The 24,288-nt window shown below is 70.5% G+C and carries 27 protein-coding genes; 20 read left to right on the top strand and 7 right to left on the bottom strand.

Translation table 11 applies throughout. The annotated features are described in order from the left end of the window. The first annotated feature begins 195 nt into the window (after nucleotides 1-195). Nucleotides 196-1,314, top strand: a complete 1,119-nt coding sequence (locus tag ABZ497_RS16045; protein WP_359805770.1) for a Glu/Leu/Phe/Val dehydrogenase dimerization domain-containing protein — start codon at nucleotides 196-198, stop codon at nucleotides 1,312-1,314. Between the two features lie 473 nt (nucleotides 1,315-1,787). After that, nucleotides 1,788-2,045, top strand: a complete 258-nt coding sequence (locus tag ABZ497_RS16040; protein WP_329489015.1) for a DUF3073 domain-containing protein — start codon at nucleotides 1,788-1,790, stop codon at nucleotides 2,043-2,045. Nucleotides 2,046-2,214: 169 nt separating this feature from the next. On the opposite strand, the gene purM is transcribed toward ABZ497_RS16040, so the two are convergent. From purM to ABZ497_RS16025, 3 genes are all read right to left on the bottom strand, one after another. After that, a complete protein-coding gene (gene purM / locus ABZ497_RS16035; RefSeq protein WP_329489014.1) occupies nucleotides 2,215-3,300 on the bottom strand; it encodes a phosphoribosylformylglycinamidine cyclo-ligase in 1,086 nt (361 codons plus the stop codon). Nucleotides 3,301-3,378: 78 nt separating this feature from the next. Continuing rightward, nucleotides 3,379-4,962 carry an amidophosphoribosyltransferase gene (gene purF / locus ABZ497_RS16030; protein ID WP_329489013.1) on the bottom strand — a complete coding sequence of 528 codons (1,584 nt, stop codon included), beginning with the start codon at nucleotides 4,960-4,962 and terminating at the stop codon, nucleotides 3,379-3,381. A 382-nt stretch (nucleotides 4,963-5,344) separates the two neighbouring features. After that, nucleotides 5,345-6,193 carry a diacylglycerol kinase gene (locus ABZ497_RS16025; protein WP_359805535.1) on the bottom strand — a complete coding sequence of 283 codons (849 nt, stop codon included), beginning with the start codon at nucleotides 6,191-6,193 and terminating at the stop codon, nucleotides 5,345-5,347. A 126-nt stretch (nucleotides 6,194-6,319) separates the two neighbouring features. Between ABZ497_RS16025 and ABZ497_RS16020 the strand changes: the two genes are divergently transcribed. Together ABZ497_RS16020 and ABZ497_RS16015 are read left to right on the top strand one after the other, a co-directional pair. Then, nucleotides 6,320-7,603 (top strand): adenylosuccinate synthase, encoded by a 1,284-nt coding sequence (locus ABZ497_RS16020; protein ID WP_359805533.1) that lies wholly within the window; start codon nucleotides 6,320-6,322, stop codon nucleotides 7,601-7,603. A 122-nt stretch (nucleotides 7,604-7,725) separates the two neighbouring features. Next, on the top strand, nucleotides 7,726-8,328 hold the full coding sequence (locus ABZ497_RS16015) for a GNAT family protein (RefSeq protein WP_359805530.1): 603 nt from the start codon (nucleotides 7,726-7,728) through the stop codon (nucleotides 8,326-8,328). A 76-nt stretch (nucleotides 8,329-8,404) separates the two neighbouring features. Here the strand turns inward: ABZ497_RS16015 and ABZ497_RS16010 are convergent, their stop codons facing one another. Then, the gene (locus tag ABZ497_RS16010; RefSeq protein WP_359805529.1) at nucleotides 8,405-8,821 is read right to left on the bottom strand and encodes an ATP-binding protein; all 417 of its coding nucleotides are present in this window, start codon (nucleotides 8,819-8,821) and stop codon (nucleotides 8,405-8,407) included. 309 nt (nucleotides 8,822-9,130) lie between these two features. Between ABZ497_RS16010 and ABZ497_RS16005 the strand changes: the two genes are divergently transcribed. From ABZ497_RS16005 to metG, 13 genes are all read left to right on the top strand, one after another. Further along, nucleotides 9,131-9,985 (top strand): helix-turn-helix transcriptional regulator, encoded by an 855-nt coding sequence (locus ABZ497_RS16005; protein WP_359805526.1) that lies wholly within the window; start codon nucleotides 9,131-9,133, stop codon nucleotides 9,983-9,985. A 6-nt stretch (nucleotides 9,986-9,991) separates the two neighbouring features. Next, nucleotides 9,992-10,183 carry a DUF397 domain-containing protein gene (locus ABZ497_RS16000; RefSeq protein ID WP_359805524.1) on the top strand — a complete coding sequence of 64 codons (192 nt, stop codon included), beginning with the start codon at nucleotides 9,992-9,994 and terminating at the stop codon, nucleotides 10,181-10,183. A 77-nt stretch (nucleotides 10,184-10,260) separates the two neighbouring features. Continuing rightward, nucleotides 10,261-10,449 carry a DUF397 domain-containing protein gene (locus ABZ497_RS15995; protein WP_359805521.1) on the top strand — a complete coding sequence of 63 codons (189 nt, stop codon included), beginning with the start codon at nucleotides 10,261-10,263 and terminating at the stop codon, nucleotides 10,447-10,449. A gap of 428 nt (nucleotides 10,450-10,877) precedes the next feature. Continuing rightward, nucleotides 10,878-11,399 carry a DUF6879 family protein gene (locus ABZ497_RS15990; RefSeq protein WP_359805519.1) on the top strand — a complete coding sequence of 174 codons (522 nt, stop codon included), beginning with the start codon at nucleotides 10,878-10,880 and terminating at the stop codon, nucleotides 11,397-11,399. Next, nucleotides 11,396-12,226 carry a helix-turn-helix transcriptional regulator gene (locus tag ABZ497_RS15985; protein ID WP_359805517.1) on the top strand — a complete coding sequence of 277 codons (831 nt, stop codon included), beginning with the start codon at nucleotides 11,396-11,398 and terminating at the stop codon, nucleotides 12,224-12,226. The genes ABZ497_RS15990 and ABZ497_RS15985 overlap by 4 nt, the downstream gene beginning before the upstream one ends. A gap of 76 nt (nucleotides 12,227-12,302) precedes the next feature. Then, nucleotides 12,303-12,584 carry a hypothetical protein gene (locus tag ABZ497_RS15980; protein WP_359805514.1) on the top strand — a complete coding sequence of 94 codons (282 nt, stop codon included), beginning with the start codon at nucleotides 12,303-12,305 and terminating at the stop codon, nucleotides 12,582-12,584. Between the two features lie 26 nt (nucleotides 12,585-12,610). Further along, entirely contained in the window at nucleotides 12,611-13,555 is a 945-nt protein-coding gene (gene tgmB, locus ABZ497_RS15975) for an ATP-grasp ribosomal peptide maturase (protein WP_359805512.1), read from the top strand. 8 nt (nucleotides 13,556-13,563) lie between these two features. Then, entirely contained in the window at nucleotides 13,564-14,658 is a 1,095-nt protein-coding gene (locus ABZ497_RS15970) for a methyltransferase domain-containing protein (protein ID WP_359805510.1), read from the top strand. Between the two features lie 252 nt (nucleotides 14,659-14,910). Continuing rightward, a complete protein-coding gene (locus ABZ497_RS15965; protein WP_359805508.1) occupies nucleotides 14,911-15,756 on the top strand; it encodes a hypothetical protein in 846 nt (281 codons plus the stop codon). Beyond that, on the top strand, nucleotides 15,753-16,217 hold the full coding sequence (locus ABZ497_RS15960) for a GNAT family N-acetyltransferase (protein ID WP_359805505.1): 465 nt from the start codon (nucleotides 15,753-15,755) through the stop codon (nucleotides 16,215-16,217). Before ABZ497_RS15965 ends, ABZ497_RS15960 begins: the two co-directional genes overlap by 4 nt. Nucleotides 16,218-16,501: 284 nt before the next feature. Further along, the gene (locus ABZ497_RS15955) at nucleotides 16,502-16,705 is read left to right on the top strand and encodes a hypothetical protein (protein WP_359805503.1); all 204 of its coding nucleotides are present in this window, start codon (nucleotides 16,502-16,504) and stop codon (nucleotides 16,703-16,705) included. Nucleotides 16,706-16,729: 24 nt separating this feature from the next. After that, entirely contained in the window at nucleotides 16,730-17,905 is a 1,176-nt protein-coding gene (locus ABZ497_RS15950) for a damage-control phosphatase ARMT1 family protein (RefSeq protein ID WP_359805500.1), read from the top strand. A gap of 210 nt (nucleotides 17,906-18,115) precedes the next feature. Further along, on the top strand, nucleotides 18,116-19,846 hold the full coding sequence (gene metG / locus ABZ497_RS15945) for a methionine--tRNA ligase (RefSeq protein WP_359805498.1): 1,731 nt from the start codon (nucleotides 18,116-18,118) through the stop codon (nucleotides 19,844-19,846). A 70-nt stretch (nucleotides 19,847-19,916) separates the two neighbouring features. On the opposite strand, the gene cutA is transcribed toward metG, so the two are convergent. Both cutA and ABZ497_RS15935 read right to left on the bottom strand, forming a co-directional pair. After that, nucleotides 19,917-20,246, bottom strand: coding sequence for a divalent-cation tolerance protein CutA (gene cutA / locus ABZ497_RS15940; RefSeq protein ID WP_329489001.1), 330 nt, complete (start codon nucleotides 20,244-20,246; stop codon nucleotides 19,917-19,919). A 180-nt stretch (nucleotides 20,247-20,426) separates the two neighbouring features. Further along, nucleotides 20,427-20,834, bottom strand: a complete 408-nt coding sequence (locus tag ABZ497_RS15935; RefSeq protein WP_329492191.1) for a MarR family transcriptional regulator — start codon at nucleotides 20,832-20,834, stop codon at nucleotides 20,427-20,429. A gap of 186 nt (nucleotides 20,835-21,020) precedes the next feature. Between ABZ497_RS15935 and ABZ497_RS15930 the strand changes: the two genes are divergently transcribed. After that, on the top strand, nucleotides 21,021-21,431 hold the full coding sequence (locus ABZ497_RS15930; RefSeq protein ID WP_329488999.1) for a multidrug efflux SMR transporter: 411 nt from the start codon (nucleotides 21,021-21,023) through the stop codon (nucleotides 21,429-21,431). A 62-nt stretch (nucleotides 21,432-21,493) separates the two neighbouring features. After that, nucleotides 21,494-21,814 carry a multidrug efflux SMR transporter gene (locus ABZ497_RS15925; RefSeq protein ID WP_359805496.1) on the top strand — a complete coding sequence of 107 codons (321 nt, stop codon included), beginning with the start codon at nucleotides 21,494-21,496 and terminating at the stop codon, nucleotides 21,812-21,814. A 44-nt stretch (nucleotides 21,815-21,858) separates the two neighbouring features. Here the strand turns inward: ABZ497_RS15925 and ABZ497_RS15920 are convergent, their stop codons facing one another. Next, nucleotides 21,859-22,809 (bottom strand): class I SAM-dependent methyltransferase, encoded by a 951-nt coding sequence (locus ABZ497_RS15920; protein ID WP_359805494.1) that lies wholly within the window; start codon nucleotides 22,807-22,809, stop codon nucleotides 21,859-21,861. Nucleotides 22,810-23,213: 404 nt separating this feature from the next. Between ABZ497_RS15920 and ABZ497_RS15915 the strand changes: the two genes are divergently transcribed. Next, a complete protein-coding gene (locus tag ABZ497_RS15915; protein WP_359805492.1) occupies nucleotides 23,214-24,269 on the top strand; it encodes an aldo/keto reductase in 1,056 nt (351 codons plus the stop codon). Nucleotides 24,270-24,288 lie beyond the last annotated feature (19 nt).

Below are 24,288 nucleotides of genomic sequence, written 5' to 3'. Positions count from 1 at the left end.
TCGGGAACGCGCTCCGCCCGCCCCCGTCTCAGTACGCGGACAACCCGCGCAAGCTCGTACAAGAGGGCAGATCGAGGACGACCGCGCGACTACGCTTCGCCTTAGGCGCCCGCACCACAGCAGCGGGCCTCGGATACTGGAGTCACCACAGTGACCGACGTACAGACCGCATCCGCCGCGTACCCCGCACCCGGAGTGCTCAGCAGGATCTTCCGTACCGACCAGGACGGCGCCGCTCCCGGCGACGGCCACGAGCAGGTCGTCCTCTGCCACGACCGCAGCTCCGGCCTCAAGGCCATCATCGCCATCCACTCCACCGCCCTGGGCCCGGCCCTCGGCGGCACCCGCTTCTTCCCGTACGCCTCGGAGGAAGCGGCCCTGGAGGACGCGCTGAACCTCTCGCGCGGCATGTCGTACAAGAACGCGCTGGCCGGGCTCGACCTCGGCGGCGGCAAGGCCGTCATCATCGGCGACCCGAACAAGGACAAGAACGAGGCGATGCTGCGGGCCTACGGCCGCTTCGTCGAGTCCCTGCGCGGGCGCTACATCACCGCCTGCGACGTCGGCACCTACGTGCAGGACATGGACGTCATCGCCCGCGAGACCGGGTTCGTCACCGGCCGCTCGCCCGAGAACGGCGGCGCCGGCGACTCCTCCATCCTGACCGCCTTCGGCGTCTTCCAGGGCATGCGCGCCAGCGCCCAGGCCCGCTGGGGCCAGCCCACCCTGCGCGGCAAGCGGGTCGGTGTGGCCGGCGTCGGCAAGGTCGGCCACTACCTGGTCGGCCACCTGGTCGCGGACGGCGCCACCGTCGTCATCACCGACGTCTCCGAGGCCGCCGTGAACCGCGTGCGCGCCGCTCACCCGGAGGTCGAGGTGGTGGCCGACAGCGCCGCCCTGCTCCAGAGCAAGCTGGACGTCTACGCCCCCTGCGCCCTCGGCGGCGCCCTCACCGACGACACCGTGGGCACCCTCGGCGAGTTCGGCACCTCCGTCGTGTGCGGCGCGGCCAACAACCAGCTCGCCCACCCCGGCGTCGAGAAGGACCTGGCCGACCGCGGCATCCTCTACGCCCCGGACTACCTGGTGAACTCCGGTGGCGTGATCCAGGTCGCCGACGAGATCGAGGGCTTCAACTTCGACCGGGCCAAGAACAAGGCCACCCGGATCTTCGACACCACCCTGGAGATCTTCACCCGGGCCGCCGCCGACGGCGTGCCGCCGGCCGTCGCCGCCGACCGGCTCGCCGAGAAGCGGATGCGCGAGATCAGCGCGCTCCGCTCGGTGCTGCTGCCGGGTGCCCGCCGGGGCTGACCCCCGAGCGGCCGGAGCCGCTCCCCGGCGCGTCGCGGACTCCGTGACGCGCCCGGGGGGCGGCTCCTCCGTCTCCGGCCCGCGGCGGGGCCCCGAGGGCCCTCCCGACCCCGCCACGGGGGCCCAGGCCGACTCGTCCCGCGCGCATCACGATGTGGAACCGGATTCTCACTTCTGCGCCCGATCGGGTGATCCACCACCCCCCTTGGGGGGATAATCGATCCCGGAACGACGGACCTCAGCTACCTCCGGACAGCGCGCAAACTGCCGCAAAACCTCCCGTGACCTGGGAAGACCTGGTCTCGGGTGCGGCCGGTGCGCGCCACGTCACACCGACGACGTACCGTCCAGCGGCAGAAACAGGTACCGTTAATGCTCCAAGGGACGGTTCTCCCCATTCGGGCAGGCCGCTCTTGATCATGAACACGTGTCAGACTCGGGGCCGTGAGCCCCATCGTTGAGGGGGTCGACCCATGGGGCGCGGCCGGGCCAAGGCCAAGCAGACGAAGGTCGCCCGCGAGCTGAAGTACAACAGCGGCGGGTTCGACGCCAATCGTCTGTCCAACGAGCTGGGCGTATCGCCCTCTACCGCCTCGATCGAGCCTGAGCCGATCGAGGAAGAAGAGGACGACGACCCCTACGCGGAATACGCGGCTCGGTACGCCGACGACGACGAGGACGATGACAGCACGTCGGGGACCGGGCCTTCGCAGGCCCGCCGCCGCGCGTAGTCACAGTCTGGCCTGACCGGCCCGCGCGCCCAGAGCGCCGGGCCGGTTTTCGGCGTTCCCCGAGTGCGGGCGCTCCGCTCCGGCCCCGCCGGTCCCGTCACGGCTCCCCGGACACGTGAAGGGCCCCTCCCGCGGTCTCCCCGCCGGAAGGGGCCCTTCGTCATGCCGCTCAGCCCGCGGTGAAGGCCTCGTAGGCGTTGTAGAGCGCCGCGCCGCCCTCGTGCTCGCCGGAGCGCTCGACGATGTCGCCGAGCAGCCAGGACTCGACGCCGCGGTCCTCCAGGATCGACAGCACGACGTCCACCGAGTGCGGCGGGACGACCGCGACCATGCCGACGCCCATGTTCAGGGTCTTCTCGATCTCCAGGGTGGCCACCTTGCCGACCTCGGCGACGGTCTGGAACACCGGCAGCGGCGTCCAGGTACCGCGGTCCAGGCGGGCGTGCAGGCCGTCCGGGATCACCCGTGCCAGGTTGGCCGCCAGGCCGCCGCCGGTCACGTGCGAGAAGGCGTGCACCTCGGTGGCCCGGGTGAGCGCCAGGCAGTCCAGCGAGTAGATCCGGGTCGGCTCCAGCAGCTCCTCGCCGAGCGTGCGGCCGAACTCCTCGACCTTGCGGTCCAGCTTCCAGCCGGCCTCGTTCAGCAGCACGTGGCGCACCAGCGAGTAGCCGTTGGAGTGCAGGCCGGAGGCGGCCATCGCGATCACCACGTCGCCCGCGCGGACGCGGTCGGCGCCCAGCAGGGCGTCCGCCTCGACCACACCGGTGCCGGCGCCCGCCACGTCGTACTCGTCCGGGCCGAGCAGGCCCGGGTGCTCGGCGGTCTCGCCGCCGACCAGGGCGCAGCCGGCCAGCGCGCAGCCCTCCGCGATGCCCTTGACGATCGCGGCGACCCGCTCCGGCACGACCTTGCCGACGCAGATGTAGTCGGTCATGAACAGCGGCTCGGCGCCGCAGACCACCAGGTCGTCCACGACCATGCCGACCAGGTCGTGGCCGATGGTGTCGTGCTTGTCCATGGCGGCGGCGATGGCGACCTTCGTCCCCACGCCGTCGGTGGCCGAGGCCAGCAGCGGCCGCTCGTAGCGCTTGAAGGCGGACGCGTCGAAGAGCCCGGCGAAACCGCCGATGCCGCCGACCACCTCGGGGCGGCTGGCCTTCTTCACCCACTGCTTCATGAGCTCGACGGCGCGGTCGCCCGCCTCGATGTCGACGCCGGCGGCGGCGTAGGTGGCGCCGTTCTGGTTCGTGGTCACTGCGGTGCGGCCCTTTCGGGTCAGTGGGGGTTGGAACAGCGGTGGGGCCCCGGGTTCCGGGACCCCACCGTCAGGTCGTTACGGGCGGCGCAGGGCGTCGGCCGCGCCCGCTCCGCCGAGCAGGGACTGGACGCCGTCCAGGTCGCTGCCGCTGGTCGGCTTGCCGCGGACCGCGGGCGGCTGCTGGCCGCCCTTGATCTCGGCCTCCAGCAGGAGCTTCCCGAGCAGCGCCGGGTCGGGCAGCTCCATCGGGTACTCGCCGTCGAAGCAGGCCCGGCAGAGCCGGTCCTTCGGCTGCTTGGTGGCCTCGATCATGCCGTCGATCGAGATGTAGGAGAGCGAGTCCGCACCGAGCGTGCGGCCGATCTCCTCGATGGTCATGCCGTTGGCGATCAGCTCCGCGCGGGTGGCGAAGTCGATGCCGAAGAAGCAGGGCCACTTGACCGGCGGCGAGGAGATCCGGATGTGAACCTCGGCCGCGCCGGCCTCGCGGAGCATCTTCACCAGCGCGCGCTGGGTGTTGCCGCGGACGATCGAGTCGTCCACGACCACCAGGCGCTTGCCCTGGATGACCTCGCGCAGCGGGTTGAGCTTCAGCCGGATGCCGAGCTGGCGGATGGTCTGGCTGGGCTGGATGAAGGTGCGGCCCACGTAGGCGTTCTTCACCAGGCCCGAGCCGTACGGGATCCCGCTGGCCTCGGCGTAGCCGATGGCGGCCGGGGTGCCGGACTCCGGGGTCGCTATCACCAGGTCGGCCTCGACGGGCGCCTCGGCGGCCAGCCTGCGACCCATCTCCACGCGGGAGAGGTGCACGTTGCGGCCGGCGATGGAGGTGTCGGGGCGGGCCAGGTAGACGTACTCGAAGACGCAGCCCTTGGGCTTGGCCTCGGCGAAGCGGGAGGTCCGCATGCCGTTCTCGTCGATGGCGATGAGTTCGCCGGGCTCGACCTCGCGGATGAAGGAGGCACCGCAGATGTCCAGCGCCGCCGTCTCGGAGGCGACCACCCAGCCGCGCTCCAGCCGGCCGAGCACCAGCGGGCGGATGCCCTGCGGGTCGCGGGCGGCGTAGAGCGTGTGCTCGTCCATGAAGACGAGCGAGAACGCGCCCTTGACCTTGGGCAGGACGAGCTTGGCCGTCTCCTCGATGGAGAGGTCCGGGTGGCCCGCGAGGAGGGCGGTCACCAGGTCGGTGTCGTTGGTCGCGGCGGACCGGCCCGAGCGGGAGACGTGCTCCTCACCGGGCAGTTCGGCGACCATGGCCGCCAGTTCGGCGGTGTTCACCAGGTTTCCGTTGTGCCCGAGGGCCAGCGAACCGTGAACGGTCGCGCGGAAGGTCGGCTGGGCGTTCTCCCAGACCGAGGAACCGGTGGTCGAGTAGCGGGCGTGTCCGACGGCGATATGCCCGTGCAACGACCCCAGGGAGGCCTCGTCGAAGACCTGGGAGACGAGTCCCATGTCCTTGAAGACGAGAATCTGGGAGCCGTTGCTCACTGCGATGCCCGCGGATTCCTGACCGCGGTGCTGCAGGGCGTAAAGGCCGAAGAACGTGAGCTTGGCGACCTCCTCGCCGGGAGCCCAGACACCGAAGACGCCGCAAGCGTCCTGGGGGCCTTTCTCGCCGGGAAGAAGATCGTGGTTGAGTCTTCCGTCACCACGTGGCACGCCTTCGAGTCTAGGGCAGTTGGCACAGGCTTCCGGAACCAGGGCGGCGCGGATTCTTGGGCGATCGCTCGGCAACGCGCGTAGACAAAACCCCTTACCGGGGGCGGATTTCGAGGGCGCGGAATTCGGTCGAGGGGCGCTTGGCCTTGTGGGTCGCGCCCGTTGGGGCCTTTCCGCCCGCGGACGGCCCGGAGGTTAACGGCGGGCAACGTGAGCCTGCTCACCCAGGGGCCGACGGGGGCCGGGCGGGGCCGCCGGGCCTCGCGGGGCCGTCTTCGGCCCTCCGCTTCGACCCCTTCGGGCCTCGGTTCAGTCCGCGGTTCAGTCCGCGGTTCAGTCCTCGGTTCGGCTCTCCCCTGGCCTCCCCTGGCCTCCCCCGGCCTCAGGTGCTCGGGAGCAGGAGCCCCCAGGCGCCCGGGTGCACCGTCCAGGTCCGGTCCCGGACCGGGCCCACCGGCTGGCCGTCCGCCTCGTAGCCGAACCCGCGCCCCGTCACCGCGAGGGTCGCCGCCCGGGCGCGCACCAGTGCGCCGGGCGTGCGGACCACGATCTCCATCACGCCGCCGATCGCCTCCCCGCCCGGCAGGGTCACCTCGACCACCCGGACCGGCTGGTGGACGTCGGCCAGCAGCCGGCCGTCCGCCTCGACCCGGAGCAGCGCGCTGTGCTCGCCCCGGCCGACCTCGACCGTGAGTGAGGTCCCCTGCTCGGCCGCAGCCAGTTTCGCCCATAGCGAACGCCAGCCACCCGTACGGCCCGCTATCCGGCGCGCTCCGCTGCCGGAGATCCGCACCTTGCCGAGCGCCACTCCGCCACCGTCGTCCACCAGCAGGTCCAGCTTGCGCGGCACGCCGCCGAGCACCGCCCGCGCGGCCGGCACCGGCTCGCCCGGCACACCGAGCGCGCGGGCCGCCACCAGCTCGTCGGCCCGGCCCACCGGGACCATGCCGACCGGGTCCGCACCCAGCTCACGCTGGCGGTAGAGGGCTTGGAGCACCCGTTGCATCGCCAGGTCGGAGCCGATCACCACCGGTCGGCGGCGGCCCCGGTGCGAAAGCACCCGGTCGAGTTCGGAAGGGCTCTCCGGGTAGGCCACCTTGGCGTCCGCCCCTCCGCACAGGACGTCCCTCGCGATCCGCACCGACTCGCCGTCGGTCTGCCGGGCCGCCGGGTCGAGGAGCAGGAGGAGCGGTTCGGGGCCGCCGGTTGCGGGCGTGGACAGGGACGACACGACCGGTCCTTCCTCAGGTAATCTCTCGGTGCAAGAGCCCCTTGCGCTATTGCGCCAGGGGCTTCGTCTATCTCGGGGCAGACTGCGGCCTTCGCAGGATGCCCCAACCGGAAGGGGTGTACGCCTGTGCCGGCACTCGTGCTCGTTGGCGCTCAGTGGGGGGACGAGGGCAAGGGGAAGGCGACCGACCTCCTCGGCGGCTCCGTCGACTACGTCGTTCGCTACCAGGGCGGCAACAACGCCGGTCACACGGTGGTCATCGGCGACCAGAAGTATGCCCTGCACCTGCTGCCTTCCGGCATCCTCAGCCCGAATGTGACGCCGGTGATCGGCAACGGCGTCGTCATCGACCCGGGCGTGCTGCTCTCCGAGCTCAGCGGGCTGAACGAGCGCGGCATCGACACCTCCAAGCTGCTGATCTCGGGCAACGCCCACCTGATCACGCCGTACCACCGCACCCTGGACAAGGTCACCGAGCGCTTCCTCGGCAAGCGCCGGATCGGCACCACCGGCCGCGGCATCGGCCCGACCTACGCGGACAAGATCAACCGCGTCGGCATCCGGGTCCAGGACCTCTTCGACGAGTCGATCCTGCAGCAGAAGATCGAAGCCGCGCTGCACGACAAGAACCAGCTGCTGGTGAAGCTCTACAACCGCCGCGCCATCCCGGCCGAGCTGGTCCTGGAGGAGTACCTCGGCTACGCGGACAAGATCAAGCCGTTCCTGGCCGACACCACCCTGGTGCTCGACGAGGCGCTGAAGGCCAACAAGGTCGTCCTGCTGGAGGGCGGCCAGGGCACCCTGCTCGACGTCGACCACGGCACGTACCCCTTCGTGACCTCGTCGAACCCGACCGCCGGCGGTGCCTGCACCGGCGCCGGCATCGGCCCGACCAAGATCGACCGGGTCATCGGCATCCTGAAGGCGTACACCACCCGCGTCGGCTCGGGCCCGTTCCCGACCGAGCTGCTGGACGCCGACGGCGAGGCGCTGCGCCGGATCGGCGGCGAGCGCGGTGTGACCACCGGCCGCGACCGGCGCTGCGGCTGGTTCGACGCCGTGATCGCGCGCTACGCGACGCGGGTCAACGGCCTGACCGACTTCTTCCTCACCAAGCTGGACGTGCTGACCGGCTGGGAGCAGATCCCGGTCTGCGTCGCGTACGAGATCGACGGCAAGCGCGTCGAGGAGCTCCCGTACAACCAGTCCGACTTCCACCACGCCAAGCCGATCTACGAGACGCTGCCGGGCTGGACCGAGGACCTCAGCAAGGCCCAGACCTTCGCCGACCTGCCGAAGAACGCGCAGGCCTACGTGAAGGCGCTGGAGGAGATGTCGGGCGCCCCGATCTCCGCCATCGGCGTCGGCCCGGGCCGGTACGAGACGATCCAGATCAACTCGTTCGTCTGAGCCTGAGCATGTGAGGCCCTGCGGGACACTGCGTCCCGCAGGGCCTTCTTCTTGGCATTTCCGATCTGCACTAGTGCAATAATCTCTTGCATCTAGTGCAGAGTTTGGCTACTTTCGGGATCATGACTGCGAAACTGCCTGCCCCCGTCACCCTGACCGGCCGTCACGTCCGCCTGGAGCCGCTGAGCCGGGACCACGCGTCCGACCTGTGGGCCACCGTCGGCCCCGATCCGGACGTCTGGCGCTGGATCCCGTTCCACCCGCCGACGACGGAGGAGGAGCTGGGCGAGGTCCTCGACGTCCGCCTGGCCGAGGTGGCGGCCGGCACCGCCGTGAAGTTCGCCGTGATCGACCTCGCGAGCGAGCGGGCCGTCGGCATCACCGGGTACTACGACTTCAGCGCCCAGAACGAGCTGGTCGAGATCGGCGGCACCTGGTACGCCCGGTCGGCCTGGCGGACGGCGATCAACACCGAGGCCAAGCTGCTGCTGCTCGTCCACGCCTTCGAGGACCTGGGCATGGGCCGGGTGTTCTGGAAGACGGACGCGCTCAACGACCGCTCCCGCAACGCGATCCTGCGGCTGGGGGCCCAGTACGAGGGCATTCACCGCCGGGAGAAGCTGCGGGCCAACGGGGTCTGGCGCGACAGCGCCTACTTCTCGATGCTGGCGGACGAGTGGCCGGCGGCCAAGTCCCGCCTGGTGGAGCGCCTTTCCCGCGGCTGACGGTGCGCGATGAGCTGCGCGACGACGCCGACGAAGAGCACCGACGCCAGCAGTCCGGCCAGCAGGACGACGCCCATCAGCCGCCGACCGCCACCACGGCCCACACCGCTTTGCCGTACGACCCGATGAGTTTCACACCCCACTCATCGGCAAGCCCGGCCACGAGGTCAAGCCCCCGTCCGCTTGTACGGGAGTCGTTCGGATCCGGGCGGACGACGGGGGCGACGGAGGCATCCGAGACGGCGATGTAGAGCCTGCCGCACCGGAGTTCGAGCACGACGGTCGGCGGGCCGTCACCGTGGACCAGGGCATTGGTGACCAGCTCGGAGAGGACGAGGCAGGGGGCGTCGGAGTCGAGGCCGATGCTGCGGAGGGTGTCGCGCAGGAGGCGGCGGAGCGCCCCGACGATCTCCGGCAGGGCCGGCGGGAAGAGGTCGAGCCTGAACTCGACAGCCGGGTCGGAGGCCGGCGGGCGAAGGAGCGGGAGCAACATCGACTGTCTCCAGTCCAGTTGAGGTGAGGGTGCGGAGGAGAGGGCCACCCCCCGTGGCTTGCCCCCGCCGACGATGAGGAGGGCAGGCGTCGGCAGCCTGCACGCCCACCCGGGGTGCACTTCGGAGTTCCTGTTAGTTCGTCAGGCCCTCTAGGAGTGAAGGTAGGCTCAGAGGGTCAAGATTTGCTACTGAAGCTCGCTCTCTTCACTCCAACGAGGGACCCTCCTTGGCCCGACACCCCCACAGGTGGACCCGCTGAGAGTGGGGCGGCAGACTGCACCGGAAGCAGCGACCGAGGGGAGAAAAGCGTGCCACCCCGCCTGTCCCCGACCGTGCGCCAGCAGCGGCTCGGAATCGAGTTGCGCAAGATGCGCGAGCACGCGGGCATGACCCCCAAAGCCATGGCAGCAGCCCTCGGCACCGACGTACCCAAGATCTCCCAGATAGAGAACGGCAAGTCCGGGATCAGCGCGGACCGCCTCAACTCCTGGGCTGTCAACAGCAAGTGCAGCAACACCGCGCTCATTGAGGCATTGACGCTGATGACCCACGATCGCGGCAGGCACTGGTGGCACAGCTTCCGCGGCCGGGTACCCAATGGCATGCTCGACATCGCCGAACTTGAGCACCACGCCGAGTCCTTGCTGGTGCTGAACACGGTCTCGATTCCAGGACTGCTTCAGACCGACCGATACTCCGCCGCCATGTTCACCCGGCTCCGCCCGCCACTTCCCCCCCACGACGCCGAGGTACGGACGGCCTTCCGCGCCCAGCGCCAGCGGATCCTCGCCGACGGTGCCAGCCCGTTCACCGCCTTCATCCATGAGGCCGCTCTCCGGATGCAGTTCGGCGGGCCCGCTGTCCTCCGCGGCCAGCTCGCGAGGCTGCTCGCTGACGCCGACCGCCCCGGAATCACCATCCGGGCGATCCCCTTCAGCGTCGACACCTACCCCGGATCGGGCGAGGACCTGTTCTTCGCGCAGGGCGCGGTACCCGAACTGGACACGGTACAGATCGACCTCACACAGGGTCCGCAATTCATTCACGCGGAGGCAGAGTTGGACTCGTACCGCGCCATCGTCGCCGAATCCGAGACCATCGCGCTCGGCCCGTCGGAGACCAGCGAGTTCATCCGCCACATAATGACCGACCTGAAGGGCTAGCGGGCCATGAGCGACTGGCAGAAGTCCTCCGCAAGCGGGAACAGCAACCAGTGTGTCGAGGTCCGCGTGACAGGCAACGGCCTGATCGAGATCCGCGAGTCCGACGACCCCGACTCGATCGTCGTCACCACGCCCAGGAAGTTCGCCCTCTGGCTCGAAGGCGTCAAGCGCGGCGAGTTCGACCACTTCGGCGCCTAGCGGAATCGTTCCGGCGGCCCCTCGCAGGCCGCGAGGGGCCGCCGGGTCAAGTCCACCGATCTGAAGGGTTGAGGAGCATGAACGACTGGAAGAAGGCCTCCCTCGGCGGCGAGGCCCACGAGTCCCTGGAAGTCCGCACCGTCGACGACATGGTCGAGATCCGCGATCCCGACACCGGCGACATCATCGTCCGCACCACCCCCCGCAAGTGGGCCGCCTTCCTCCTCGGCGTGAAGGCCGGCGAGTTCGATCACTTCGTCGCCTGACGTCCCACCCCGGTGGCCCCCGCGCCGCGCAAGGGGGCCACCAGGGTCCGTCGTTCGGGGGACAGAACCCGGTGTACAGACCGACTTGCCTCCACTCAAGGCTATTTCGGGCAGCCGTTCGACATTTCAAGGCGGTCGCGCACGGGTTTCCTGTTCTCTCAACTACCGCTTCTTGACTGCGCCATCAAAGTGTCGGGAGCATCGAACCGACACACCGGCCGCCAGGAGAGGAACGATGGTGAAGCTGACGCGACTCGCTGGTGAGTGCGAGAAGGGCACCTGCCCTACCGTGTACGCCGTGGACGGTACAGGAGACCTGATCGTGCAGGGCTACCTGGTGACCGACACGGAGGCGTTGAGCACTATCCGACTCCCTGTCGGAGAGACGGCTGTCCGCATCCCTGCTTCCCTGCTTCGGAGGATCGCCAGTGAGAATCTCGGATGAAGAGTTCGAGCGCCTCTTCTCTGATTACCAGAGGGAAGCCTTCCGACTGGAAACGTTCGACGACTACACCAAGTCGTCGAACGCCGAGAGCATCCGGGCCTTCCTGGCGGGCGAACCTCAGCCCGCCGACTACAACCAGGAATGGGTGGAGGAGGTGCGATCCGGCGTCAACAACGGCAAGCGCATGTATCGGGTCCACGTCCTTTCACGCCCCTTGACACCGTATCTTCGATTCGAACTCGGTTGGGGATACCGGAAGAACGCCACAGCCGGCGAGGAGTTCTTCATCCTCGACGTCACCGACAAACCTAATCCACTCGAAGGGGTTCCGGACTACTGGGCATTCGACGAGTCCATTGTGGTGACGATGCAGTACGGCGATGGCGGCTCCTTCATCGGCGCCGAGAAGCAGCCGAGTGTGGCCGAGTGGCTCCAGCTCCGTGACATTGCGCTCGGTCAAGCGGTGCCATTCGCCGAGTGGTGGGAGCGGTACGGCAGCGAGTGAACAGCACGGACCTCGGGAAGGCACTGCGGGAACTGCGGCAGGCCGGCGGGAGAGAGGCCAAAGCAGTTGCCCGCAGTGCTGCCATGTCTCCGAGCAAGCTCAGCAAGATCGAGAACGGGCACCTCGCACCCAGCATCATGGATGTCGAGCGCATCCTGACTGCCATGGATGTACCTGAGGACATCAAGGCCCAGTTGACCGACGCTGCACGGGCTGTCGCCACAGAGGCGACAGCCTGGCGTATATATCGTCGAATCGGCCTGCACAAACATCAGGAAGACATCCGGGCGATAGAGGCACAGACCCGATGCCTGAGAGTCTTCCAGGCGTCCTGCATCCCAGGTCTGCTCCAGCCCGCAGAATATGTGCGCGCTGTCCAGCAGAACTCGGAGTTGTCCGACGAGGCGCTTGAGAAGATGATCGGCGCGCGACTTCGCAGGCAGGAAGCTCTCTACGACCAGCAGCATTCTTTTCAGTTCCTGATCACGGAGTCGGCGCTCCGCTGGGAACTCGTCCGACCGACCATGATGGCGGCACAGCTGGATAAACTGGCCACCATGTCGAGGATGCCGAATGTCACGATCGGTGTGGTGCCTCAGTCAGCTCCGAAGACGGAGATTCCAACCTGCTCATTCGTCATGTTCGACAAGCGTCTGGTGATCGTGGAGATCGCCCATGCAGAGATCAGCACCAGCGATCCGAGAGACGTCGAGCAGTACGTCAAGAAGTTTACCGAATTCGAACGCCTGGCGGTCACCGGCGACGGCATGCGCCACATGATCGAGGGCATGCGAGACGATTTCTTGCAGCAACAGGAAAGCGGCTAGACGGGCCCGCCAATACTTCCTACATTGGTCTCCCACCCGAGGGAATTTCGAGTGTTTTAAAGAGAGGGGAGAACCAGTGTCCACCGAAGTTCTCAGTCTGCCCGAGCTGTGTTTGCCTGTACTGGACGACCTGCGTGGGTCGGCCGATCCGTTCGCGTTCCGCTTCCTCACTCCGGTGACCGGAGCCGGGGGGATCCTGCCGAGCGACATCGCGTACGACGAGGAGTCGCAGACCTGCACGTACGAGGGGCTGCCGCCCGGCGTCTACATGACCAGCACTCCTCCGAAGACCTTCGGGCCCACCCAGCCGACCGGGCAGCTGGACGCGCCGGACGACCCGGGAAGCAGCAACGACTGATGAGGCCGACTCCCGGATCCGTCCTGGTGATCACAGGCGCATTCGACCCGACGGCCGACCTGGTGATCGAGGAGCTGAACCGGCGGGCGGTGCCCGTCTTCCGGGCCGACACGGCTTGGTTCCCGTCGAGGCTGGCGCTGGCAGCCGGCCTCGACGGGGAAGGCTGGCGTGGCACGCTCGCCACAGGCCGCCGCACACTGGACCTCACCACTGTCCAGGCCGTCTACTATCGCCGTCCAACGCCCTCCAGGTTTCCCGAAGACATGCCTCCGGAGTCTCGCGCGGTCGCCGTGGCAGAGGCCGGGCGCGGGTTCGGCGGCCTGCTGGCTGCGCTTCCGGCCCGGTGGCTGCCGCCGCCGGGCCGGGCTTCGGACGCCGAGTACAAGCCGCTCCAACTCAGAATCGCGGCCGAATGCGGACTGCACGTGCCCCGGACGCTGATCACCAACAGTCCTGACGCCGCGCGGGAGTTCGCAGACGCGATAGCGGCGCCGGTCATCTACAAACCGTTCGCGCCCATCCGGGGAACGATCGACGGGCGGTCGGTGGCGGTCTACGCGAGCGTGCTCCGGCCCGGCGACGCCGGGCACCCGTCCATCGCCACCACGGCCCACCTGTTCCAGGAGTGGGTGCCCAAGGCGTACGAGGTGCGGCTGACGGCCATCGGAGGTCGGCTGTTCACCGTCGAAATCCATGCCGGATCAGCCGCCGCCCACACCGACTGGCGCAGCGACTACGACAGTCTTTCCTATCGTGCCTGTGAGCCACCAACTGCTGTGGCACAGGGAGTTCAACGGATGCTCGGACGCCTGGGCCTTCCCTACGGCGCGTTCGACTTCGTCGTCACACCGTCGGGCAGATGGACATTTCTTGAGGTGAATCCCAACGGACAGTACGGGTTCATCGAGCAGGCGACCGGTCTGCCCATCACCGCTGCCATCTGCGACTACCTGCAAGGAGCCGATGCATGACCGAAGCCGTGGCGGCCGAGACGCGACTCCTCCGCGCCCGCCTCGAACTCGTCTCCGACATCGAGCGCGGCAGTGCCATCCTCTCCTCCCGCGTGGTGGAAGCGTTCCTGAACGTGCCTCGGCACCCGTTCGTGCCAGCGGTCCTTTCCTCCGACCGCGCGGCTCGCCTCACGAGTGCGGACGGTGAGGCCTGGCTGTGCGAGGTCTACGCGAACCGGGTGCTGGTCACCGAGGTGGACGAGGCCATCGGGGCAGCGACGTCCTCATCGACACTGCCGAGTCTGATGGCCGACATGCTCGACGCCCTAGATGTCCGCACGGGCGACCGAGTACTGGAGATCGGCACCGGTACCGGCTACAACGCCGCGCTGCTCTGCCATCTCGCCGGCGCGGCGAACGTCACCACCGTCGACTGTACCGAGCAGTTGGTCGCGGCAGCCCGGACGCGCCTACGCGACGTCGGATTCGAACCGACCATCCGCGCCGCCGACGGCGCCGCCGGGCACCCCGGCGGCGCCCCGTTCGACCGGATCGTCGCCACCTGCTCCGTCCGGCGCATCCCGCAGGCGTGGCTGGACCAGTGCGCGCCCGGCGGAATCGTCGTCGCTCCGATCGGCGGCGCGCTGGACGGCGGCGCCGTCGCCTGCCTGACCAAGCTGCCTGACGGGCGTGCGGTGGGCCGCTTCCTGGCCGCGCCCGCCGCGTTCATGCCCCTGCGGTCGGGGGCTGCCGCCCCATCGGACGTCCCTGAGAGCATCGAGGCGGCGCAGCGAACCACATCGGTCGGAAGCCGTGCCCTCAACGATTACGGCTTCTCCTTCTGGGCCTCTCTCCACCTGCCGCCGAACGTCGTCCGGCAGGCGGGCAGGCTTCACGATTCCGCCGATGGCTCAACCGCACTGGTGCGCGACCACTCCGACGGCTCGTCCACCGTGACGGTCGCGGGCCCGCGCGACCTCTGGGAGGTCGTCGAGACCGCCCACCGCGAGTGGCTCCGCCGGAACCGTCCCCGGCGGGAGTGGCTCACCATCGAGGTCGGCGTCGAGGGCCAGATCGTCCGGTACGCCGCCCCGGACGGCTCGGTGTCCCGTTGGGTGCTCTGAGAAGTCGGTGGAGGCGGTTCCAGGGCTCGGCCTAGGCTCGCTCGGCTGGAGCACCTGAACTTACGGGGGCGCAGTGCGCCCGAACGATCTCTTCTCACCTTCTGGAGCGAGATCCCGGCCGCCCGTACAGGGAGTGCAGACGCCCGGTGCTCGACTCGTCCGTGGCACTCCAGGTCGCGCGGCGGCGCTGGCCGCCGACGACGGGCGGGACGTGTTCACACACATTCCCTCTGAGTGGAAGGCAGTACGAGCATGGGCACGTACACCTACTGCCCCCCGGAAGCCCTAAGGGCCGCGGAAGTTGTGTGCGGGCCGGTCGAGCTGAAGGAGATCACCGACCGACGCGGCTCTGCCGTCTGGAAAGCCACCGGCCCCATGGCTGCTGTCGCCATCAAGCTCGGGACCGGGGAGGCCGCAGAGGTGACAGCGCGCGAGGCGTCGGTTCTGGATCAGCTTCCCGGCTACACGGTCACAGCAGGGGGAGCTGGTGAGGCCGTTTGGTTCGTCACGCCGTGGCTGGCCGGGCGATCTACCTGGGAGGTCTTCCGAGCCGCCCGAGAAGGCGCTGCTGGCCGTCCGATCGCGCTCGCCGGAGCAGTCGATCTATGTCGCTCGGTCGCCGGCCTCCACGCCGCCGGCTGGGTGCACGGCGATTTGCAGCCGTCGCACGGCATCCACACCGACAGCGGGGTGAAGCTGGTCGACTTCGCCTGGTCATGGCAGGAAGGGAGAACGCCCTGGACCTCCTTCCAGGGGGCCATGGTGCACCTGACGGCACCGGAGCTGGCCGCCTGGATCTCCACCGGGCCGCAGCCGGTCAAAACGTCATCGGCCGCAGAGGTGTATGCCCTGGCGGGAGTGCTCTGGACCTGCGTAACCGGCGACTGGCCGCTCGACTACCAGGCGGCCGGAATCGAGCGAAAGGAGGCCGGACCCGAGGGGCTGCGCGACGCCATCGCCACGGGCAAGCTGTCTCTTGCCCCGGCGACGCCATGGCCGGAGTTTCAGGACGTGCTCCGCCCCGTGCTGCTCTCCGGGCCGGCTGATCGGCCGACCGCCGCCGACCTCGGTGACGCCTTGGCGGCGGTGATCACGTGATCCGGCTGCGGGAGCTGCGGGCCGGAGACGAGCAGGCTCTCCGGCAGATCTACCGCCCCGAGTCGGTCAGGTATCTGGCCCGAAGCCCCATGAGTGAGCGTGAAGCCGGGATCTATGTCAGCCGAGCCGTGGTGACGGCCGGACAGTCCCCTCGGACGCACTACGTCCTAGGCATCGAAGCGGCCGGCAGCCTGGTGGGCATCGCCAAGCTGGGCATAGCCCGTGACGCCGGGACACTGAGCTACATCCTGCAACCGGATGCCTGGGGCCAGGGCTACGCCACCGAGGCGGCAACCCGCCTCCTGGTCATGGCCTTCGGCTCTCTACGCCTTCCGGTCGTGCGAGCCAAGCATCACCGGGACAACACGGTCTCCGGCCTCGTACTGACCAAGGCCGGGTTCTCCCTTACAGGGGCCGAGGGCGGATTCGAGTATTACGAAGTGCGGTTGTCTCGGCCGTGACCAGCCACGAGGTGGCCGGACCCTCTGAGGCGTGGGTGCCGGAGGTCGAGCGGGACCGAGGTGGCCGTCCAGGTGATGGAGGTCAGGCCGACTCGGTTTCTACGCTCGGCCGTTGCAGGGTGGAAAGGGGCGGGTCGTCCACTTCCTGTGCGGCGTGTTCGTCCAGCCGCCCCGGATGCTCCGGGGCGGCTGGGGGGCGGACCGGCAGGGTGCGTCGAGCACGCGACCAGGCCCGTCGCCTCCTCCGCCCGCGATCGCTGAGAAGTCGGTGGAACCGGTTACGGGTGCGGCGTAGGGTCGGGCGCGCCGCCTCCTGGCACGGCGCCCCGCCGGAGGCGGTCACCTCGTTCGCGGTCGCCCAGGCCGGATACTGGGAGCGCAACTCCCGCCTCCCGGCCCCGCCCGGTGTGCCGTACCTGCGCGACTACCAGGCCCGCATGGCGGCGGTCGGACGGACCTGGATCGCCCACCGGACCGGGTGGCGCTGACCGACCGACAGAGACGAGCCGCCCGTGCCGACCAGCGCGCCCCTGATCCGCAGTGACGTCCCCGGCTCCTTCCCCTGGAGCGTGTTCCACGAGCGCCACCCGAAGCTCCTGGGCCAGGTCCTCGACGCGCTGCCGTACGGTCCCGGCGAGCGGGCGGCGGTGGAGCGGCTGCTGGTGGAGAGCACCGCGGGCGTCCTGACGCCGCCGGGCGCGGGCGTCCACGACCGGGAGCGGTGGCTGGCGTGGGGCGAGGGGCTCTGGGGCCGGCCGTGGGGCGAGGCGCCGTTCCTGTGGGCGGAGAACTGGTTCTACCACCGTCTGCTCGACGCCACCGGCTACTTCCGCCCCGGGGCCTGGCAGGGCATCGACCCGTTCGGCCCGTTCAAGGCCGCCGAACTGGCGGGCCCGGCGGTGGACGACGAGCTGGCCGCGCTGGAGCCGCTGGGCGAACTGCCACCCCGGCAGCGGGCGCGCGCCCTGGTGACGTCGGCCCTGTGGGGCAACCGCGCGGACCTGAGCTTCGGGCTGACGGCGGCCGACGACGGCCCCGTCGCCGGGCTGGTCGCCGACGACAGCGCACTGTTCTGGACCGAGCTGGAGCGGACCCGCGGCGGCCGGGTCTGCGTCGTCGCGGACAACGCCGGCCGGGAGCTGCTGCCGGACCTGGTGCTGATCGACCACCTGCTCGACGACGGCCTGGCCGCCGAGGTGGCGCTGTACGTGAAGCCCCGGCCGTACTTCGTGTCGGACGCGACCCCGGCCGACCTGCTCGCCACCGTCGAGCGCCTGCGGGCGGCGCCCACGCCCCGGGCGGCGGCGATCGGCCGGCGGCTGTGGCGGGCCCTCGGCACGGGTGAACTCACCGTCCGCGCCGACGCGTTCTTCTGCGCGCCGCTGACCTTCCACGACCTGCCCGCCGGCCTCCGGGCGGAGTTCGCCGGGGCGGCCATGACGGTCTTCAAGGGCGACCTCAACTACCGCCGCCTGGTGGGCGACCGGCTCTGGCCGCCGACCACCCCGTTCGCGGCGGCGGTGGCGCACTTCCCGTCCTCCGTCGCGGCGCTGCGGACCCTCAAGTCGGACGTGGTCGTCGGCGTCGAACCCGCCGCCCTCGCCCGGTTGGACGCCACCGGCGCTCCGTGGCGCACCACCGGCCGGCACGCGGTCGTCCAGGTGCACCGCCGGGCGGCCGCGGGCTGACGGCGACCACGCGCCGTCCGAGCGGTGAAAAGGGCGGGAGGAGGCCGCCCGGGCTTCGATACACTGCGCACGCCCACAGTGGACCTTCGCTCTGTGTGGCAGCCCGGAGTCCGGCCGCGCGTGCCGGGACTCCGTTGCGGCCCCCAGACCCTGCGCCTGTCACGGCACTCCGGGCTGGGGTGCGTGCGGGAGAAATTGGAGCATCCGAGGATGGCTCGGCACCTGATCACCAGCGCCCTTCCGTACATCAACGGGATCAAGCACCTGGGCAACATGGTCGGGTCCATGCTCCCGGCGGACGTCTACTCCCGGTACCTGCGCCAGCGCGGGCACGAGGTGCTGTACATCTGCGCCACCGACGAGCACGGGACGCCGGCCGAGCTGGCCGCGCAGGAGGCCGGGCTGCCGGTCGCCGAGTTCTGCGCGCAGGCGCACGACCAGCAGAAGGCCGTCTACGACGGGTTCCGGCTGTCGTTCGACCACTTCGGGCGCAGCTCCTCGCAGCAGAACCGGGAGATCACCCAGGAGATCGCCCGCGAGCTGCACGCCAACGGGTTCATCGAGGAGCGGGCGATCCGCCAGGTGTACTCGGTCACCGACGGGCGGTTCCTGCCGGACCGGTACATCGTCGGCACCTGCCCGCACTGCGGCTACGACAAGGCGCGCGGCGACCAGTGCGAGAACTGCACCCGGGTGCTCGACCCGACGGACCTGCTGGAGCCGCGCTCGGCGATCAGCGGCAGCTCGGACCTGGAGGTGCGCGAGACGAAGCACCTCTTCCTGCTCCAGTCGAAGCTGACCGACCAGGTCGAGGAGTGGGTCGACGCGCACGGCGACCAGTGGCCCGTCCTGGCGTCCTCGATCGCCCGCAAGTGGCTGACCGAGGGGCTGCAGGACCGCGCCATCACCCGTGACCTGGAGTGGGGCGTTCCGGTGCCGGCCGACGTGTGGCCGGAGCTGGCGGCCGCGGGCAAGGTCTTCTACGTCTGGTTCGACGCCCCGATCGAGTACATCGGCGCGACCAAGGAGTGGGCGGACTCGGCGGCCGGCGGCGAGACCCGGGACTGGAAGTCCTGGTGGTACGAGGCCGACGACACCGTCCGGTACACGGAGTTCATGGCCAAGGACAACGTCCCGTTCCACACGGTGATGTTCCCGGCCACCCTGCTCGGCTCGCGCAAGCCGTGGAAGAAGGTCGACTACGTCAAGGCCTTCAACTGGCTGACGTACTACGGCGGCAAGTTCTCGACCAGCCAGAAGCGGGGCATCTTCACCGATGTCGCGCTGGAGCTGCTGCCGGCCGACTACTGGCGCTACTTCCTGATGGCGCACGCCCCCGAGTCGGACGACTCCAGCTTTACCTGGGACCTCTTCTCCTCGGTCGTCAACAAGGACCTCGCCGACACCCTCGGCAACTTCGTGAACCGCGTGCTCTCCTTCAGCCGCAAGCGGTTCGGCGACGACGTCCCGGCCGGGCACGCGGCGGGCGAGGCGGAGCAGCGGCTGGGCGCGCAGATCGCCGACCTGCTGGCCGAGTACGAGACCCAGCTGGAGGCGCTGAACTTCCGCAAGGCCGCGCAGAGCCTGCGCACGCTGTGGAGCGCCGGCAACGCCTACCTGGACGAGAAGGCGCCCTGGCTCCAGGTGAAGACCGACCCCGAGGCCGCCGCGCTGACCCTGCGGACGGCGATGAACCTGATCCACCTCTACGCCGTCGTCTCCGAGCCGTTCATCCCGGCGGCGGCGCAGGCCATGCGCGAGGCGTTCGCGCTCGCGGACGACGCCCCGGCCCGCACCCGGGCGTGGGTGAGCGCCGAGGAGGCGCGCGCGCTGGACTTCGTGCCGGCGGGCACCGCGTTCACCGTGCCGCCGGTGCTGTTCGCCAAGATCACCGACGAGGACCTGGCCGCCTGGACCGCCCGCTTCGGCGGCGGTGAGTAGCGGCACACCGTAGGTGTGGTGGCCCCCGTCGCCGGTCGGCGACGGGGGCCGCTCCTGCGAGGACGGCCGGTCAGGGGCCCGTTTCGGCGGCCACCCAGGCGAGGTAGTCGCCGCTGCCGGAGACCACCGGGACGGCGACGACCTCGGGGGTGTCGTAGTCGTGGTGCTCGGTGATGAAGGCGGTGAGCCGGGTGGTGAGCCCGGCGCGGGTCTTGAGGTCGACGCGCCACTCGGCGCTCTCCCGCACCTCGCCGTCCCAGCGGTAGACCGACCGGACCGGGTAGAGCTGCGCGCACGCGGCCAGCCGCTCGCGCACCGCGGCGGCGGCCAGGGCGCGGGCCTTGGACTCGTCGTCGTGGGTGGTGGTGACCACGACGACATCGGGGTTCGAAGCTGCCATGCGGCGACCGTACCGCCCGGCGTTCGGCACCGTCGCGCCCGGCATTCGGCACCGGGCCGCCGGTGTTCGGCACCGTCGCGCCCGGCGTTCGGCACCGGGCCGCGCAGGACGTCGGCCGGGTCGACTTCCTGTGCGCGGGGGTGAGCGGGGTGCGGGTGCGGGAGCGGCCGGGTGGTGCGCTCAGCCGAGGGAGCGGCGGGCCGTACCGAGGAGCGGGGCGAGGTCGGGGGCGGCGGCGGCCTCCTCGTCCAGGGCGGCGCCGAGGGTCTCCTCGTAGGTGGCGCGGGCCTCCTGATGACGGGCGCGGCCGGCGGCGGTGATCACCGTGTAGACGCCGCGCTTGTCGTCCGGACAGAGGTCCCGGTAGGTGAAGTCCGCGGTGTGGAGGCGGGCGACCAGTCGGGTGACCGAACTCTGGTTGAGGCCGAGGACGGCGGCGAGGTCCTGCATGCGCAGCTCGCCCTTGGGGGCCTCGGAGAGGAAGCCGAGGGCGCGGTACTCGGACAGGCCGAGCCCGTGCCGGCGCTGGAGGGCGGTGGCGAGCCGGCCCTCGACATGGGCGTGGAGGGCGGTGAGCCGGCTCCACATCCGGGAATCCGACGGCCCGGCGTCCGGGTCGCCGCTGGTGGGGCTGGGTTCCGGGTCCATGGGCTGCTCCTGGCACAGACGGGGCGGATTGACACAGGTTACTTGTACATGCATGCTCTTGCCCAGTCGACATCAATTTGCACATACATGCAATCACTTACCCGCGACGAACCCGGGGGTTCTCCCATGGCCTGGATCTACCTGCTGATCGCCTCGCTCTTCGAGGTCGTCTTCGCCCTCGCGACCAACGCCACCCACGGCTTCACCGTGCTGGGCCCCTCCCTGCTGACCGCCGGGGCGGCGGCGGGCGGGATCTTCTTCCTCAGCCTCGCCCTGAAGACCCTGGACGTCGGGGTCGGCTACACGGTGTGGACCGGGATCGGCTCGGTCGGCACCGTCGTCCTCGGCTCGGTGATCTTCCACGAGTCGATGAACCCCGGGAAGGCGGCGGCCTTCGTCCTGATCATCGGCGGGGTGCTCGGCCTCAAGCTCTCCGACCGCCCCGGCGGCGCGGAGCAGCCGGCGGGGAGCGCCGGGCAGCCGACCGGAGGCAGCGACCGGCCGACCGGGAAGGCCGAGCGGCCGGCCACCGCCTGATCCCGCGCAGCCGACCGACCCCGCCCTCCCCCGCCGCCCCACCACCCAAGGAGCCCACCGTCATGGCCTGGATCTTCCTCGCGATCGCCGTCGTCTTCGAGATCGCCTTCGCCCTCGGCACCAACGCCACCCACGGCTTCACCAAGCTCTGGCCGTCCGTCCTCACCCTGGTGGCCGCCGCGGGCGGCATCTTCACACTCAGCCTGGCGCTCAGGACGCTGGACGTCAGCGTCGGCTACACCATCTGGACCGGCCTCGGCTCGATCGGCACGGTCGTCTTCGGCGCCGTGCTCTACAAGGAGCGGATCACGCTCCCCAAGCTGCTCTCCTTCGCCGCGATCATCGCCGGCGCCGTCACCCTGAAGCTGGCCTCCGGCCTCTGACCGGCGGCGGGCGCGCCGTCCGCGCGCCCGCCGGGCGGTCCCCGTCAGGCCGTGCCGGTCGCCCGGGCGGTGTGGACGGTGATGGCGGTGAGGTAGAAGGCGTCGGGGCGGTTCAGGATGCCGGTCGGCGCCTCGCGGTCGAGCAGGGCGTCCAGAGTGGCCAGGTCCTCCGCGTCCAGGCCCGCGTCCACCTGGGCGCGGCGGCGCTCCAGATGGGCGTACAGGTGCTCGCGCCCCGGGGCGGTGAGCGGGGCCGGCCACTCCACCAGGAAGGTGCGCGAGCCGGCCGGGGTGAGGCCCGCGCGGGACAGCATGCCCGGCCAGTCCTCCACCTCCGCAACGGAGCCCGGGAGTTGGGCGCGCATCGCGGCGAAGACGTCCTCATGGGTCGCGTCCAACCGAGCCTGCAGGCCGGGGCGGCCGAGGCCGAGGTCACGCGGCAGGAAGCGCAGCGGCAGGCCGCGCTCGGCGACGGCGAGCAGACCGCCCGGACGTAGCGAGCCGGCCAGCTCGGTCAACGCCGCCTGCTGGTCGCCGAGATGGTGGATCGCCTGGGAGGACCAGATCAGATCGGCCGTGCCCAGCCCGCCGAACTCGGCGGGCAGCTCGGCCTGCCGGGCGGTGACACGGCCGGACGAACGGGCCACCGCGCGCTCCAGCAGGGCGGCGGACTGGTCGACGGCGACCACCTCGGCGGCCGGGAAGGCATCGGCGAGCACGGTCGCGACGACCCCCGGGCCGCTGCCGATGTCGAGCACCCGCCCCACGGGGATGCCGTCCATCAGCTCGCCCAGCCACCCGGCGGCCCCGACGAACGCGGGGGTGTTCAGCTCGCCCTCGCGCTCCAGGTAGGTGACGAGCGCCGCCCAGTCCGGCTCGGACCCGGAGCCGTGGTGGCCGTGATCGTGGCTGTGGCCATGGCCGTGCGCGTCGGCGTTCGCCGACTCGGGAGCGGGGGCGGGAGCGGGGGCGTCGTGGTGGTGCGGGCGGTGCATGGGGTGCTCCGTTCAGGTCGGTGGCGGCTTCGGCGTCGGCATCCGGACCGGCGGCTTCACCGCGCGGCGGCGGGTCCGGCGAGCCCGGCAGCGGGTCCGGTGGCGGGCCCCGGTGGCGGGCCCCGGCGGCGGCCCCCGGCGGTGCGGTCTCCGGCACCGCCAGCCTGCGACGAGCCCCGCATCATCGGCAAGCTTTGTTGCCGGTTCCGCAAACCGTGCCCCGGCCGGTCCCCGGTGCGACACCGGACGAACGCGCGGCGGCCACCGGGGTCACGCCGGAGCCGGTCACCGACGGGACGCCACCGCCCCTTGCCCTGGAGTGCACTCCAAGATCTACCGTCGGGGGCGAGCGACCCGGCTCCCGGCCGGGGACGGCCACCCACCACAGCAGGGGGACCAGCACCATGCGCTACCGCATCCTCGGCGGCACCGGCATCGAGGTCAGCGCCTACTGCCTCGGCACCATGATGTTCGGAGCGGTCGGCAACCCCGACCACGACGACTGCGTCCGCATCATCCACACCGCCCTCGACCAGGGCATCAACTTCGTCGACACCGCCGACATGTACTCGGCGGGCGAGTCCGAGGAGATCGTCGGCAAGGCGCTGCAGAGCCGCGGCAACCGCGACGACGTCGTCCTCGCCACCAAGGTGCACTTCCCGATGGGCGAGGGCCGCAACCGGGGCGGCAACTCACGGCGCTGGATCATCCACGAGGTGGAGGAGAGCCTGCGCCGGCTGCGCACCGACCGGATCGACCTCTACCAGGTCCACCGGCCCGACCACACCACCGACATCGAGGAGACCCTCTCCGCACTCGGCGACCTCGTCACGGCCGGCAAGATCCGCGCCTTCGGCTGCTCGACCTTCCCCGCCGCGGAGATCGTCGAGGCGTACCACGTCGCCGAGCGGCGCGGCCTGCCCCGCTTCCGCACCGAGCAGCCGCCGTACTCGCTGCTCGCCCGGGGCATCGAGCGGGACGTGCTGCCGACCGTCCAGCGGCTCGGCATGGGCGCGCTGACCTGGAGCCCGCTCGCCTCCGGCTTCCTCACCGGCCGCTACCGCAAGGGCCGCCCGATCGACCTCGGCACCGGCCGGGCCGCCCTCCACCCCGGCCGCTTCGACCCCGCGCTGCCGGTCAACATGGCCAAGCTGGACGCCGTCGAGGAGCTGACCGCGCTCGCCGAGGACCTCGGCCGCACCCTGCCCGAACTGGCCCTCGCCTTCCCGCTGGCGCACCCGGCCGTCACCTCGGTGATCATCGGCCCGCGCACCGGGGAGCAGCTGGCGGCGGCCCTCAAGGGCGCCGACCTCACCCTGGACGACGCCGCCCTCGACCGGATCGACGCCATCGTGGCGCCCGGCACGAACGTCTACCACCCGGACGGCGTCTGGCAGCCGCCCGCCCTCACCGACGCCGCGCTGCGCCGCCGCCCCGCGACCGACCGCGCGGCGGGCTGAGGGCGGCGATCGCCGGCCC

The sequence above is a fragment of the Kitasatospora sp. NPDC005751 genome (assembly GCF_040630835.1).
Classification (GTDB): domain Bacteria; phylum Actinomycetota; class Actinomycetes; order Streptomycetales; family Streptomycetaceae; genus Kitasatospora.
This window is presented reverse-complemented; position numbering and strand designations above follow the sequence as displayed.

What these genes read in the sequence shown, in the direction of transcription:
- ABZ497_RS15935 (WP_329492191.1), bottom strand. Translation starts at nt 20,834, where the DNA reads ATGTGGAGCCGGCTCACCGCCCTCCACGCCCATGTCGAGGGCCGGCTC.
- ABZ497_RS15965 (WP_359805508.1), top strand. Translation starts at nt 14,911, where the DNA reads ATGGGCACGTACACCTACTGCCCCCCGGAAGCCCTAAGGGCCGCGGAA.
- ABZ497_RS15995 (WP_359805521.1), top strand. Translation starts at nt 10,261, where the DNA reads ATGAACGACTGGAAGAAGGCCTCCCTCGGCGGCGAGGCCCACGAGTCC.
- ABZ497_RS16000 (WP_359805524.1), top strand. Translation starts at nt 9,992, where the DNA reads ATGAGCGACTGGCAGAAGTCCTCCGCAAGCGGGAACAGCAACCAGTGT.
- metG (WP_359805498.1), top strand. Translation starts at nt 18,116, where the DNA reads ATGGCTCGGCACCTGATCACCAGCGCCCTTCCGTACATCAACGGGATC.
- ABZ497_RS16040 (WP_329489015.1), top strand. Translation starts at nt 1,788, where the DNA reads ATGGGGCGCGGCCGGGCCAAGGCCAAGCAGACGAAGGTCGCCCGCGAG.
- ABZ497_RS15925 (WP_359805496.1), top strand. Translation starts at nt 21,494, where the DNA reads ATGGCCTGGATCTTCCTCGCGATCGCCGTCGTCTTCGAGATCGCCTTC.
- ABZ497_RS15915 (WP_359805492.1), top strand. Translation starts at nt 23,214, where the DNA reads ATGCGCTACCGCATCCTCGGCGGCACCGGCATCGAGGTCAGCGCCTAC.
- ABZ497_RS16015 (WP_359805530.1), top strand. Translation starts at nt 7,726, where the DNA reads ATGACTGCGAAACTGCCTGCCCCCGTCACCCTGACCGGCCGTCACGTC.
- ABZ497_RS16010 (WP_359805529.1), bottom strand. Translation starts at nt 8,821, where the DNA reads ATGTTGCTCCCGCTCCTTCGCCCGCCGGCCTCCGACCCGGCTGTCGAG.
- ABZ497_RS15930 (WP_329488999.1), top strand. Translation starts at nt 21,021, where the DNA reads ATGGCCTGGATCTACCTGCTGATCGCCTCGCTCTTCGAGGTCGTCTTC.
- ABZ497_RS15920 (WP_359805494.1), bottom strand. Translation starts at nt 22,809, where the DNA reads ATGCACCGCCCGCACCACCACGACGCCCCCGCTCCCGCCCCCGCTCCC.
- cutA (WP_329489001.1), bottom strand. Translation starts at nt 20,246, where the DNA reads ATGGCAGCTTCGAACCCCGATGTCGTCGTGGTCACCACCACCCACGAC.